Source organism: Sphingobium sp. (genome assembly GCF_035511395.1).
GTDB lineage: Bacteria > Pseudomonadota > Alphaproteobacteria > Sphingomonadales > Sphingomonadaceae > Sphingobium.
The window spans coordinates 1-11,682 of the sequence record NZ_DATKFP010000318.1; the positions used below are offsets into that span (position 1 = coordinate 1).

The 11,682-nt window shown below is 63.3% G+C and carries 14 protein-coding genes and 1 pseudogene; 3 read left to right on the forward strand and 12 right to left on the reverse strand.

Annotated elements, in window-relative coordinates:
* The 11 genes and pseudogenes from VMR39_RS22190 to VMR39_RS22240 form a co-directional block, all read right to left on the reverse strand.
* Positions 1-297 (reverse strand): annotated as a pseudogene (locus VMR39_RS22190) (EamA/RhaT family transporter); the annotation flags it as partial.
* Positions 298-328: 31 nt separating this feature from the next.
* A complete protein-coding gene (locus VMR39_RS22195) occupies positions 329-1,387 on the reverse strand; it encodes a DUF3667 domain-containing protein (protein ID WP_325419178.1) in 1,059 nt (352 codons plus the stop codon).
* A 42-nt stretch (positions 1,388-1,429) separates the two neighbouring features.
* Positions 1,430-3,598: a prolyl oligopeptidase family serine peptidase gene (locus VMR39_RS22200; protein WP_325419180.1), complete on the reverse strand. Its 2,169-nt coding sequence runs from the start codon at positions 3,596-3,598 to the stop codon at positions 1,430-1,432.
* Positions 3,599-3,700: 102 nt separating this feature from the next.
* A complete protein-coding gene (gene rplQ, locus VMR39_RS22205) occupies positions 3,701-4,123 on the reverse strand; it encodes a 50S ribosomal protein L17 (RefSeq protein WP_325419182.1) in 423 nt (140 codons plus the stop codon).
* A 177-nt stretch (positions 4,124-4,300) separates the two neighbouring features.
* Complete coding sequence (locus VMR39_RS22210; RefSeq protein WP_325419184.1) at positions 4,301-5,362, reverse strand: DNA-directed RNA polymerase subunit alpha; 1,062 nt, start codon at positions 5,360-5,362, stop codon at positions 4,301-4,303.
* A gap of 121 nt (positions 5,363-5,483) precedes the next feature.
* On the reverse strand, positions 5,484-5,873 hold the full coding sequence (gene rpsK, locus VMR39_RS22215) for a 30S ribosomal protein S11 (protein WP_004208752.1): 390 nt from the start codon (positions 5,871-5,873) through the stop codon (positions 5,484-5,486).
* Positions 5,874-5,949: 76 nt separating this feature from the next.
* The gene (gene rpsM, locus VMR39_RS22220; RefSeq protein ID WP_007707977.1) at positions 5,950-6,318 is read right to left on the reverse strand and encodes a 30S ribosomal protein S13; all 369 of its coding nucleotides are present in this window, start codon (positions 6,316-6,318) and stop codon (positions 5,950-5,952) included.
* Between the two features lie 230 nt (positions 6,319-6,548).
* Positions 6,549-7,295 (reverse strand): glutaminyl-peptide cyclotransferase, encoded by a 747-nt coding sequence (locus tag VMR39_RS22225; RefSeq protein WP_325419187.1) that lies wholly within the window; start codon positions 7,293-7,295, stop codon positions 6,549-6,551.
* Positions 7,292-8,029, reverse strand: coding sequence for a folate-binding protein (locus VMR39_RS22230; RefSeq protein ID WP_325419197.1), 738 nt, complete (start codon positions 8,027-8,029; stop codon positions 7,292-7,294). Before VMR39_RS22230 ends, VMR39_RS22225 begins: the two co-directional genes overlap by 4 nt.
* Positions 8,030-8,116: 87 nt before the next feature.
* Positions 8,117-8,983, reverse strand: coding sequence for an EamA family transporter RarD (rarD, locus tag VMR39_RS22235; RefSeq protein ID WP_414712574.1), 867 nt, complete (start codon positions 8,981-8,983; stop codon positions 8,117-8,119).
* Between the two features lie 32 nt (positions 8,984-9,015).
* Positions 9,016-9,237: a hypothetical protein gene (locus VMR39_RS22240; protein WP_325419201.1), complete on the reverse strand. Its 222-nt coding sequence runs from the start codon at positions 9,235-9,237 to the stop codon at positions 9,016-9,018.
* A 159-nt stretch (positions 9,238-9,396) separates the two neighbouring features.
* Between VMR39_RS22240 and VMR39_RS22245 the strand changes: the two genes are divergently transcribed.
* The gene (locus tag VMR39_RS22245) at positions 9,397-10,140 is read left to right on the forward strand and encodes a hypothetical protein (RefSeq protein ID WP_325419189.1); all 744 of its coding nucleotides are present in this window, start codon (positions 9,397-9,399) and stop codon (positions 10,138-10,140) included.
* Positions 10,141-10,206: 66 nt separating this feature from the next.
* Complete coding sequence (locus tag VMR39_RS22250; RefSeq protein ID WP_325419191.1) at positions 10,207-10,617, forward strand: hypothetical protein; 411 nt, start codon at positions 10,207-10,209, stop codon at positions 10,615-10,617.
* Between the two features lie 45 nt (positions 10,618-10,662).
* On the opposite strand, the gene VMR39_RS22255 is transcribed toward VMR39_RS22250, so the two are convergent.
* The gene (locus tag VMR39_RS22255) at positions 10,663-11,169 is read right to left on the reverse strand and encodes an Lrp/AsnC family transcriptional regulator (protein ID WP_325419193.1); all 507 of its coding nucleotides are present in this window, start codon (positions 11,167-11,169) and stop codon (positions 10,663-10,665) included.
* Between the two features lie 86 nt (positions 11,170-11,255).
* Here VMR39_RS22255 and VMR39_RS22260 point away from each other — a divergent pair.
* Positions 11,256-11,682, forward strand: a 427-nt coding sequence (locus tag VMR39_RS22260; RefSeq protein ID WP_325419195.1) for an EamA family transporter, incomplete at its 3' end; no start/stop codon positions are given.

Consider the following 11,682-nt stretch of genomic DNA (forward strand, 5'->3'; position numbering starts at 1 on the left):
CACGAAATTGCGGTGGCTGAAGGCCAGGATCAGCAGGTTGGTCGCGATGATCTGCGCCAGGCCGCCCGCGAGGCAGAAAAGCAGGAAATGCGATCGTAGCGCCGGCCAGGCCACGGGAAAGGCCAGCCGATAGATGCCGAGCAGCAACAGGGCGAAGGGAATGCCGTATAGATAGCGGACCATGCCCGCGCCGTTCAGGGAAAGGCTGTGGCTGACCCGGCGCTGGACGGCGGTGCGCCAGGCCTGTGTCGCGCCGGCCAGCAGGGTAGCGGGCAACCAGAGGGAGGAGGTGATCATGCCCGCCCCTATACAGGGCGGACCTGTCGCGTCATCCCATCATCACCAGGAAGGTGAAGAAGAGCGAGAGCGAGACGCAGGCGAACCCATAGAGCAATGGCAGTCGCAGCAACGTCCCGGTGCGTGACAGGATATAGGCGTCCTTGAACTGGCGATACATGTGCCAGGCGGCGAACAGCAGCAAGCCAAGGGTGACGAGGCCGCTTGTGACATGCACCGCGCCCAATATCATCGACACGCAGAAGAGCAGCGACATGAAGGCGATCGAATAGGTTACGTAGATCGCATGGTCGTACATCTTGTAGCGGCGGCTGAAGGGAAAGAACAGCCACAGGAAAGGCAGGGATATCAAAATCAGCGCCCAGGAGAATTTATAGGCGTTGGCCTTGAGCTTGTAATAGGCGAACTCCGGATTTTCCGCCGCCGCGCTTACGGCCTTGCCTACTGTCTTGGCGACCCCGCCATTCACCCCTTCGCCCAACAGCGAATCTGTCAGGTCGCTGGCCAGGGTCAGGCCTTTCCGCTCTTCCCGCGCGTCGACCAGTTTTTCCGTCAGCGCCTCGCGCCGGCCGGCCGAGATGCCGGGAACTGCCAGATCCTCCTCGACCTTCTTGATGCGGGCATCGGCTTTTTCCTGCTCCTTGCGCAGTTCGGCCTGCGCCTCGCTGTTCATCTTCACGCCCTTGACCGCATCGTCCGGGCCATGATGGCTGGTAAGCGAGAAGATGGCGTACATCAGGAAGGCGGTGAACAGGAACAGGGCAAAGGGCGACACGAACTTGGCCCGTTCGCCCTGGATATAGCGTCGCGTCAGCTTGCCCGGCCGCAAGGCCAGTTCGGGAAGGGTGGTCCAGATCTTGCCCTCGAAATGGAGCACGCCATGGGCCAGGTCATGGCCGATCGCCGCGAAGCTGCGGTGGATATGCGCCGCCTGCCCGCATTCGGCGCAATAATTGCCAGTTAGCGCCGCGCCACAATTGAGGCAGGGGCCATGGCCCGCTTCATGCGCTTCACCATGCCCAGGCTCCACCGCCCGCGCCAACATCGCTCCGGTGACTGCGTCACCTGCCGCTTCGATTCCCCCAGTCATGGGCCCGGAGGATATCAGCGGTGTATGATCGACACCAGACGCTTAGTCCGGCTTAGCCGCGATCTTCAATCCCGTGAACGATGCAAGAAAGGCGTAGCTGTCGGCATATTCGTCAATCAGCTTGTCGACCGGCTTCCCCGCGCCATGACCCGCGCGGCTTTCGATGCGGATCAGATGCGGCCGATCGCCGATATTGGCGGCCTGAAGCGCGGCGGCATATTTGAAGCTGTGCGCAGGCACCACCCGGTCATCCGTGTCGGCCGTGGTGACGAGGATCGCCGGATAATCCTTGCCCGGCAATATGTTGTGATAGGGCGAATAGCCGTAGAGCAGCGGAAAATCCTCCGCCTTCTCCGGCGATCCATAGTCGTCGACCCAATAGCGGCCGGCCGTGAAGCGGTCGAACCGCAGCATGTCCATCACGCCCACGGCCGGCAGCGCGGCCGCAAACAGGTCGGGGCGCTGGTTTACCACCGCGCCCACCAGCAGGCCGCCATTGGACCGCCCTTCGATCGCCAGCCCATCCTGCGGCGTATAGCCATTGGTCTTGAGCCATTCGCCGGCGGCGATGAAATCGTCGAAAACATTCTGCTTGTTCGCGCCACGTCCTGCGTCATGCCATGCCTTGCCATATTCGCCACCGCCCCGCAGGTTCGCGATCGCATAGGCGCCGCCCTGTTCCAGCCAGGCCATGCGCACCGCCGAATAGCCGGGTGTCAGCGAGATATTGAATCCGCCATAGCCGTAGAGGATGGTCGGCGCAGAAATGGCATGGTCGGCCAGCGCCTTTTTGCGCAGGATGGTGATCGGGATCAGCGTCCCATCCTTCGACGGATAGAGGCGCTGTTCGATTCCGAAATCGTCGGGGTTGAAGGGCAGGTCGGGCTGGGCGAACGACTGATATTGCTGGGTCGCCGTGTCGAACCGATAGATGCTGGCCGGTGTGACGAACCCGGAAAAGCTGAAGAATGTTTCGGGATCGCCCTCGCGCCCGCCAAAGCCCGCCGCCGTGCCGAAGCCGGGCAGGGGCACGTCGCCTACCTTGCGGCCGTCCAGTTCGACCAGTTCGGCAACGGTCTGCGCGTCGCTCATATAGGCCAGGATCATGCGATTGCCGACCAGCGATCCGCCAGCCAGCGTCTCCTTCCTCTCCCGCACCAACTCCTTTGCTGCTTTGCGGGGGCGGGTGGCGTCCATCGTCACCACGCGCATATGGGCGGCGCGCTGGTCGGTGATGAAATAGAGCGTCGCGCCCTTGCTGCCGATCAACCGCCAGTCATTGACCGGCCCTTTGACGAGCAGACGGGGCTTGATGGGGCCGCCGGTCAGTTCGGCGACGTGGACTTCGCGGCGCGGGTCGATGCCCTGAAAGGAGGTGATGATCAGCCAGCGCCCGTCTGCCGTCACCTGCGCCTGATGACTGAGCGTGGGACGGTCCGGACTCGCGTAGATGAGCTGATCCTGCGCCTGGTCGGTACCGACGCGGTGGTAGAAGATCTGCTGATCCGCATTGGCGGAGCGGAAGGCTTCGCCATCCTGTGGCGGGGCAAAGCGGGAATAGAAATAGCCTTCGCCGCGGCCATCCCATGCGATCTGGGAGAATTTTACCCACTCGACGGCATCGTCCAATATCTTGCCGCTGTCGACGTCGAGCAGCTTGAGCGTGCGCCAGTCGCTGCCGGCATCCTGCACCGCATAGGCCAGATATTTGCCGTCGGGAGAGGGCGCCCATTCGGCGAGCGCGCTGGCGCCGTCCTTTGCCCAGTCGTTGGGATCGAGCAGAAGGCGCTGCTTGCCGTTCAGCCCTTCTCGGACATAAAGCGGCGTCTGGTTCTGCAAGCCCCTGTTGTAGCCATAGAAATAGCGCCCGCCCGCCTTGCGGGGAATAGTGAAGCGGCCGTGGGAGAAGAGCGCTTGCATCCGCGTCTTGAGCGCCTCGCGTCCCGGCAGGCCGTCGATATAGTGACGGGTGAGGGCGTTTTCCTCGGCGACCCAGTCCCGCACGGCCGGATCGGCGCGCAGGTCGTTTTCCAGCCAGCGATAGGGATCGGCGACTTTCACGCCGAAATGATCTTCCACCAGATCAAGGCGTCTGGTGACAGGGTAGCGCAGCGCCTTGTCGCCGGCGTCGATCACGGCGCCTTCGGCGCGTGCGACGGCCGGGGCAGCCGCCAGTAATAGCGGCAGCAGGATCAGGGCAGCGGCACGCATCCTCTCTTCGTCACTCTTTTCCCAAAAAGAACAGGCCGCGATCCCTAGGGGATCGCGGCCTGCCGGTAAATGATTCAGTCCCGATTATCAGGACCGATCAGATCACGCTTCTTCCAGCTCGTCATCGGCGCCCTGGACCGGACCCGAGTCCTGGCCCTTGGCGTCGACATCGCGGTCGACCAGTTCGATGATCGCGATCGGCGACGCGTCCGAAGCGCGGTAGCCGGCCTTGATCACGCGGGTGTAACCACCGTTGCGGTCCTTGTAGCGCTCGGCAAGCACTTCGAACAGCTTGGCCAGCTGCACATCGTCCTGCAGACGGGCCGAGGCCAGACGACGGTTGGACAGGCCACCCTTCTTGGCGAGGGTGATCAGCTTTTCGACGTAAGGACGCAGTTCCTTGGCCTTGGCGGTGCCGGTCAGGATCTGCTCATGCTTGATGAGCGAAGCCGCGAGGTTGCGCAGCAGCGAATTGCGGTGACCGGCGCTGCGCTGCAGCTTGCGATGACCAATCTTGTGACGCATGTTTTCTTCCTTCGTTCGTTAAGGGGCCGTGTGAGGTACCCCAGACCTGGCAGTGTTAAGGGCCACCGCCACATGCCCGTGCCCAAAAAATGGGCGAAGTTCACACCGTCACTGGGCACCGGAATGCCCTGAGCGGTGATCGCCCCTCCCCGAGCAAGGCCGGGGGAGGGCAAGGGATCAGCCTAGCAGCTCCTGTTCGAGCTTCTTGGCCATTTCCTCGATATTTTCCGGCGGCCAGCCGGGGATGTCCATGCCCAGACGCAGGCCCATGGACGACAGCACTTCCTTGATTTCGTTCAGCGACTTGCGACCGAAATTCGGGGTGCGCAGCATCTCGGCTTCGGTCTTCTGGACCAGATCGCCGATGTAGATGATGTTGTCGTTCTTGAGGCAGTTGGCCGAGCGGACCGACAGTTCCAGTTCGTCCACCTTCTTGAGCAGATAGCGGTTGATCTGGTTGGCGTCGCTTTCGCCTTCCGAAGCGGCGGCGGCAGCATGGCCAGCGGCCGGCGCAGCGGCGGGCAGGGCGTCCTCGAAGTGGACGAACAGCTGGAGCTGATCCTGAAGGATGCGGGCGGCATAGGCCACCGCGTCTTCCGGCGTGACGGTGCCGTCGGTTTCAAGCGTCAGCGACAGCTTGTCATAGTCCAGTTCCTGGCCGACGCGGGTATTGTCGACCTTGTAGGCGACCTGACGCACCGGCGAGTAGAGCGCGTCGATCGGGATCAGGCCGATCGGAGCGTCCGCAGGACGGTTGGCGACGGCGGGGACATAGCCCTTGCCGACGTCGGCGGTCAGTTCCATGTTCAGCGTCGCGCCCTGGTCCAGGTGACAGATCACAAGGTCCGGGTTCATCACTTCGATGTCGCCGACAACGCTGATATCGCCAGCCTTCACCACGGCCGGGCCGGTGGCGGACAGTTGAAGACGACGGGGGCCTTCGCCTTCCATCTTCAGCGCGACCTGCTTGATGTTGAGGACGATGTCGGTCACGTCCTCGCGCACGCCGGCGAGCGACGAGAATTCATGCAGGACATTCTCGATCTTGATCGAGGTGACCGCCGCGCCCTGAAGCGAGGAGAGAAGAACACGGCGCAGCGCATTGCCGAGCGTCAGGCCGAAACCGCGCTCCAGCGGCTCGGCAACGAAGGTCGCCTTGCGCTTGCCGTCACCCGACGCCTTGATCTCAAGGCTGCTGGGCTTCTTCAATTCCTGCCAGTTCTTCATGTTGACAGTCATGTATTTCCCCTGGGGATGGGCCGAAACGCTTGAGAAATCCTGACCCGACAGGAACGTTCCGGCGATGCAAACGGGAAAACGGGCGACGCGTCCGCCGCCCGCATATCATGCAGCGCTGCGTTTAGACGCGGCGACGCTTGGACGGACGCACGCCGTTGTGCGGGATCGGCGTCACGTCGCGGATCGAGGTGATGTGGAAGCCGACGGCCTGAAGGGCGCGCAGAGCCGATTCACGGCCCGAACCGGGGCCCTTCACTTCGACTTCGAGGGTGCGGACGCCATGTTCGGCGGCCTTGCGGCCGGCGTCTTCGGCGCACACCTGAGCGGCGTACGGGGTCGACTTGCGGCTGCCCTTGAAGCCCATCATGCCGGCCGAGGACCAGGAGATCGCGTTGCCCTGGGCGTCGGTGATGGTCACCATGGTGTTGTTGAAGCTGGCGTTGACGTGCGCGACGCCAGCCGAGATGTTCTTGCGTTCGCGGCGCTTAATGCGCTGAGGTTCGCGTGCCATTTTGCTCTAATCCTACTGAAATCGTTCAAAAGCAGAAGTTGCCGGAGGGTCTGCCAGAAGGCGCGACCCTCAACGATTACTTCTTCTTGCCGGCGATCGGCTTCGCCTTGCCCTTGCGGGTGCGCGCATTGGTGTGCGTGCGCTGACCGCGGACCGGCAGGCCCTTGCGATGACGCAGGCCGCGATAGCAGGCCAGGTCCATCAGGCGCTTGATGTTCATCGCGGTTTCGCGACGCAGATCGCCTTCGACGGTCAGGTCGGCGTCGATGGCTTCGCGGATCTGCAGGACTTCGGCGTCCGACAGGTCCTGAACGCGGCGGCTGTGGTCGATGCCCAGCTTGTCGGCGAGGTCGACGGCAGTCTTGCGACCGATGCCGTGGATGTAGGTGAGCGCGATGATCACGCGCTTGTTGGTCGGGATGTTGACACCCGCAATACGTGCCATGGTAATTTAATCTCCTGCTCCACAGGGCCGCTTGCGCCGCCCTATCTCAAAGCGTCCGGGCCGTCCTTCCCTGGCGAGGAAAAACGGCCGATTTCCTATTCCCCTAGACGCAAAAAAGACGGCTAGTGCAAGAAGCACTGCCGCTCACCAGCGTGTTGGGGAGGAGCGCCTGTAGCGATTCGCTCCATGATAGTCAACTCCCAGGCCGGCAAAATGGCGGTTTCCTGCGGTCAACGCGCCACCTTGATCTCGAACAGCTTTGGCCAGTTCTTGCCCGTGACGAACACCCGGTCGGTGGCTGCGTCATAGGCAATACCGTTGGCGACTGCCTCGCTGTCCTTGACGCCGGCTTCCTTCATCAACGGGGCGATGTCGATCCAGTCGATCACGGCCCCGGTCGCGGGATCGATACGGGCGATCTTCGTGTCATACCAGATGTTCGCCCATATTTCACCCCGAACCCATTCCAGTTCATTGAGCCGATCGACCGCGCGGCCGTTCCATGTGACGGTGATGCGGCGCGATTCGGTCAGGGTGTCCGGTTCGAGAAAACGCAACTGTGCGCTGCCGTCGCTCATGACGATATGGCGGCCGTCCTGGGTCATGCCCCAGCCTTCGCCTTCATAGCGGAAGTCGGACAGCGGCGCGAGATCGGCGAGGTTCCAGACGAAACCCTGCCGGTGGCGCCAGGTCAGGCTGACCAGCCGGTCCTTCCAGTTGACGATGCCCTCGCCGAAATAGCGGCGGTCGATAACACGGCGCTGGAGTATCTTGCCCGTCTTGAGCGCGACCTTGCGGATGTCCGACTGGCCCTCCAAGCCGGTGCTTTCATAGAGGGCGCCGTCGAGATAGAAGAGGCCCTCGGTAAAGGCCGTGGGATCATGGGGGTAGGTCTTGACCAGCTTCCACGGCGTATCGGCCTGGGCCGGCGCGGCAAGGACGAAAGCGCTGACGAGCGCGAGCAGGATGCGCTTCATTCGGCGGCCTGGCCTTCGACCGCCGTAGCAAGCCATGCGGGCAGGGAAGCGGGATCGAGCGTCTCTACCCGGCGCAGCTCGATCGACAGGCCAAGGTCGGGCAGGATCGCGCGCTGGCGCTTTTCGTCGCTCTGCGCGAGCGGGACGGCGACCAGCCGGCGGCTCACCTTGTTGCGATAATGCATGCGGGCGGTGTTTTCCTGTCCGACATAGCAACCCTTGTCATAGTCGACGCCGCCCAGCTCCTCCGCATTGGTTTCCAGCCAGAGAATCTGGTCCTGGCCCAGTTCCGCCACGCCCTCGAAGACACCGAGCGAGAGGCGATGGGCGCGGAAGGCAGAGGAGGCGTCTCCATTTTCCGCAGGCGCCAGCCAGCGATGGCCGAGCGCGGGCATGCGCGGGTCGAGAGGCATGTCGGTGGCGTCGGGCGACCAGTGGACGGCGAGCGATTCGTCGCGCGCGATCACCACCTTGCGGCGCAGGCGGTAGAGCGTCAGGCGCTTTGCCAGCGTATCGGCCTGTGCAGCCTCACAGTCGATCAGCACATCATCGCCATCTGCCCACAGAATGAAGTCGAACAGCGCCTTGCCCTGGGGCGTCAACAACCCGGTCCAGCGCGGTTCGTCACCCGCCAGCTTCACGACGTCGCGGGTCAGCAGCCCCTGAAGGAAGGGGCGGGCCTCTTCGGCCGAAATTCTGAGGATGGCGCGATCGCGCAGGGTGGTGCCAGTCATCGGCTTTAGGTAAGACGGCGACACGATTTAGCCAAGTCCGTCCGCATCCGGCAGCGCAATCGGCGCGGCGATTCGCAGCGGACGCTTTTAAGCCGCCGCCATCCGGCTCCGCCTTGCAGTCGCGATGCCGTCGCTGGCGAAGAGGATGAGGCCGACCCAGATCAGGCCGAAACTCGCCATCTGCCCTGCGCTCAGCTTCTCGCCGAACAGCAGCACGCCGCAGAGAAATTGCAGCGTCGGCGCCAGATATTGCGTCAGCCCCAGCGTTGCCATAGGCAGCCGTTGGGCCGCCATGGCGAACAGCACCAGCGGCACCGTTGTCACCGCGCCGGAGATGATGAGCAGGGCGGTCGTCGGCGTATCCTGCCCAAAGCCCACGCCGCCATGGCTGGCTTCCCAGGTCAGATAGGCGATCGCCAACGGCGTCAGCAGCAGCGTTTCGACCCCCAGCCCGGTCATCGGCGCCACGGGCGTCGTCTTGCGCAACAGGCCGTAGAAGGCAAAGCTGAACGCCAGCGCCAGACTGATCCACAAGGTGGTCAGGGCGGATGCCGCGAGGATGGCGACGCCAATAGACGCGACCGCGATCGCCAGCATCTGCTGACGGCGCAGCTTTTCTTTCAGCACCAGCACGCCCAGCGTCACCACGACCAGCGGATTGAGGAAATAGCCCAGGCTCGCCGCGACGACATGGCCGTCATTGACTGCCCAGACATAGGTCAGCCAGTTGATGCCGATCATCAGCGCCGAACCCGCCAGCGGAAGCATCAGCCGGCGGTCGCGCAGCGCGGTGAAGAAGGAGGGAAGGCCGCGCCGTAGCGCCAGCAGGCCCAGGATCAGCAGCAGCGACCAGAGCACGCGCTGGGTCACGATCTCCACCGGGTCGACATGGTGGAGCAGCCGGAAGAAGAGCGGCAACAGCCCCCACAGTCCATAGGCGCCGATCGCGGCGATCAGGCCGCGTCGTATCTCGGTGTCGGCGTCGCTCAGATTATGCCTCCGCCCAAGAACAGGCGCAGCGCGCCGAAGGCTGCCACGATCAGGCAGAAATTCTGCCCGCTCTTCCTGGAAGACATCAGGCCGATGAAGGCGCCGAACAGGGCCAGCGGCACGAACAGCCAGTTGAGCGCCCCCAGCAGTGGCAGGACTGCGGGGATCATCAGGATCAGGGCGACGAGGCCGATGAAGCCGGAAAGCAGGTTGAGCATCGTCAACACATGGCCTTCAACCTGTCCCAGAGCAAGACAGGGTCATGATGCCAGTGTCGGGAAACTGGCCTTTGCCGGAAAAATCGGTCAGTCCGGGGGATGCCCCCAGGAAAAGGGCAAGGGTTTCCCTGCCATGTCCGATGGCCAAGGAGTGATGAGATGACGCTTATTCGGTCCGTCGGCATGATGTCGCTGGTTCTGGCGCTTGCCGCCTGTGGCAAGGGTGACAAGGAAACCAATCTGGCCGCGCTCGATGCGCAGCTCACCAATAATGCCGCCGACCCCGCGCTCAAGGGCGCGCTGGCCGATCCGATCGTCGTCGATCCGCAGCTTGTGGGCCAATCCAACCGCAACGCCGTGCGTCCGGCCGACAGGCCCGCCAATGGCGCCGTGCCCATGCTCGGCGGCGACGCGGGCAAGGCGCAGGCGGCAGCGGTGAAGGCGGCCGGCGGCAAGCTGCTGTCCGCCCCAGCCGCGACCGAGGGCGAGGCGATGGCGTCGACCGTGACGCTGGGCGCGGTGGCGCGCGAGCAGGCAAGCGCCCGTGGCGGTAACGCCGGCTGCGCGAAGAAGCTGAACTACGGCACGGAATGGGCGCAGCGCCTGCCCGAACCCTTCACCCTCTATCCCGGCGCCCAGCTGACCGAAGCGGCCGGCGCGGAAGCCGATGGCTGCACCCTGCGCGCGGCCAGTTTTGTGACGCCGGTCCCGCGTCAGGGCGTGATGGACTATTATTACACGCTCGCGCGCCGCGCCGGCTATGATGGCGAGCACAAGGTCATGGGCGGCGACCATGTGCTGGGCGGTACGCGCGGTTCGGACGGCAGCGCCTATTTCATCCTGTTCACTGCCGCGCCGGGCGGCAAGACCAGCGTCGACATCATCGCGGACAACGGACGATAGGCATCACCGGTTGGCGGCTGGAAGCGACCACTAGCGGACATTCAGTCAGTCTGACACGATACGTCGATGCCGAACATATTTGTCGAAGCGGACGAGCCTCTACTTGTTTTTCCCGATCTCAAGGTAGCGGAACGGTATCTCGAAGCCGAGGACGTTCGCAATGGCATCTACCCGCGCGCGTTCGGTCCATCAGGAGAACAGTATTCGATCGATGCAGATGGCTCCAGAGTCATCATAAGCCCGATGGACGCGCCTGCGGACGGGGTGGCTTTGATGGCACTTCTAAAACGATCTTTGGCAGCAGTCGGTGAACAGCCTCACGACGACGCCACCCTAGGCGAACTCGTGGCATCGGCCGAGGCATTCTGGGACGAACGCGATCCAGTCGGCGATCGCTTTTCAAAACCAGTTCCTTGGTGGGGGTGCCTTCTTGCGGTGATAACAGTTGGGGCCATAGCAACATATGTTTTGTCGTAAACCGACAGTCCGCTAGCCACCCATCCAGGACAGACCGTTTTCATCTCACGGAATGACCAGTTCCATTCCTGCCTTCACCCGGTTGAGCGCCAGATAGCTGTGGTAGTTCGCCACGGCTTCATTCTCGGCGAAGAGGCGGCGGGTGATGGCTTCGTAGCCGCGCATGTCGGGCGCGACGATGAGCATGATGAAACTGCGGCCGCCGGTCACATAATAGCATTGCTGGACGTCGGGATCGTCGCGGAACAGCTTTTTCGCTGTGTCGACGGTTGCCGCTTTCTCATCGACCAGATTGACTTCCACGATCGAGGTGACGCCGAGGCCCACCGCGTCGGGATCGACGATGGCGACATTTCTGGCGATGACGCCGCTTTTTTCCATGGCCGCGATACGCCGCTGCACAGCGGCTGCGGACAGGTTTACCGTTTCGGCAATGGCGCGCTGAGGCATGCGATTATCGCGCTGGAGGAGCCGCAGAATCGCCTTGTCGAACGAATCCAGCGGGCGAGGCGATGAACCAGTATCCGGCATGTGAATGAGTAATTGTTGCATTCGGTCCCCTAATCAAGAGCGCATTTCTCAACTCGTCGATGATATCACTCACGCCGCCATCAGCAGATCAGGAAAGCAGCCATCATATGGACAAGGGATCGAACGGGGCGACGCTGGCGGGCGTATTGTTCGGCGCCGGCGCGGGCGCGCTTTGGGGACTGGTGTTCCTGGCTCCAGAAGTCGTACGCGGCTTCAGTCCGCTGGAACAGGCGGTCGGCCGCTATCTGGCCTATGGCGCGATGTCGGCACTGCTGATCGCGCCGCGCTGGCGGGCGCTCATGGCGCTGATGACGCCGCGTCTCCTCTGGGCGCTCGGATGGCTCGCGCTGGCAGGGAACCTCTTTTATTATGTGCTGCTGGCCAGCGCCGTGCAGATGGGCGGGATCGCCATGACGTCGCTGGTGGTGGGCTTCCTGCCGGTAGCGGTGACGATCGTCGGAAGCCGCCAGGCGGGCGCGGTGCCGCTGCGCCAGTTGGCGCCCTCGCTGCTGCTTTGCATGGCAGGCGCGCTCT

Coding starts and splice junctions, on each gene's coding strand:
- VMR39_RS22195 (WP_325419178.1), bottom strand. CDS start 1,387: ATGACTGGGGGAATCGAAGCGGCAGGTGACGCAGTCACCGGAGCGATG.
- VMR39_RS22200 (WP_325419180.1), bottom strand. CDS start 3,598: ATGCGTGCCGCTGCCCTGATCCTGCTGCCGCTATTACTGGCGGCTGCC.
- rplQ (WP_325419182.1), bottom strand. CDS start 4,123: ATGCGTCACAAGATTGGTCATCGCAAGCTGCAGCGCAGCGCCGGTCAC.
- VMR39_RS22210 (WP_325419184.1), bottom strand. CDS start 5,362: ATGACTGTCAACATGAAGAACTGGCAGGAATTGAAGAAGCCCAGCAGC.
- rpsK (WP_004208752.1), bottom strand. CDS start 5,873: ATGGCACGCGAACCTCAGCGCATTAAGCGCCGCGAACGCAAGAACATC.
- rpsM (WP_007707977.1), bottom strand. CDS start 6,318: ATGGCACGTATTGCGGGTGTCAACATCCCGACCAACAAGCGCGTGATC.
- VMR39_RS22225 (WP_325419187.1), bottom strand. CDS start 7,295: ATGAAGCGCATCCTGCTCGCGCTCGTCAGCGCTTTCGTCCTTGCCGCG.
- VMR39_RS22230 (WP_325419197.1), bottom strand. CDS start 8,029: ATGACTGGCACCACCCTGCGCGATCGCGCCATCCTCAGAATTTCGGCC.
- VMR39_RS22240 (WP_325419201.1), bottom strand. CDS start 9,237: ATGCTCAACCTGCTTTCCGGCTTCATCGGCCTCGTCGCCCTGATCCTG.
- VMR39_RS22245 (WP_325419189.1), top strand. CDS start 9,397: ATGACGCTTATTCGGTCCGTCGGCATGATGTCGCTGGTTCTGGCGCTT.
- VMR39_RS22250 (WP_325419191.1), top strand. CDS start 10,207: ATGCCGAACATATTTGTCGAAGCGGACGAGCCTCTACTTGTTTTTCCC.
- VMR39_RS22255 (WP_325419193.1), bottom strand. CDS start 11,169: ATGCAACAATTACTCATTCACATGCCGGATACTGGTTCATCGCCTCGC.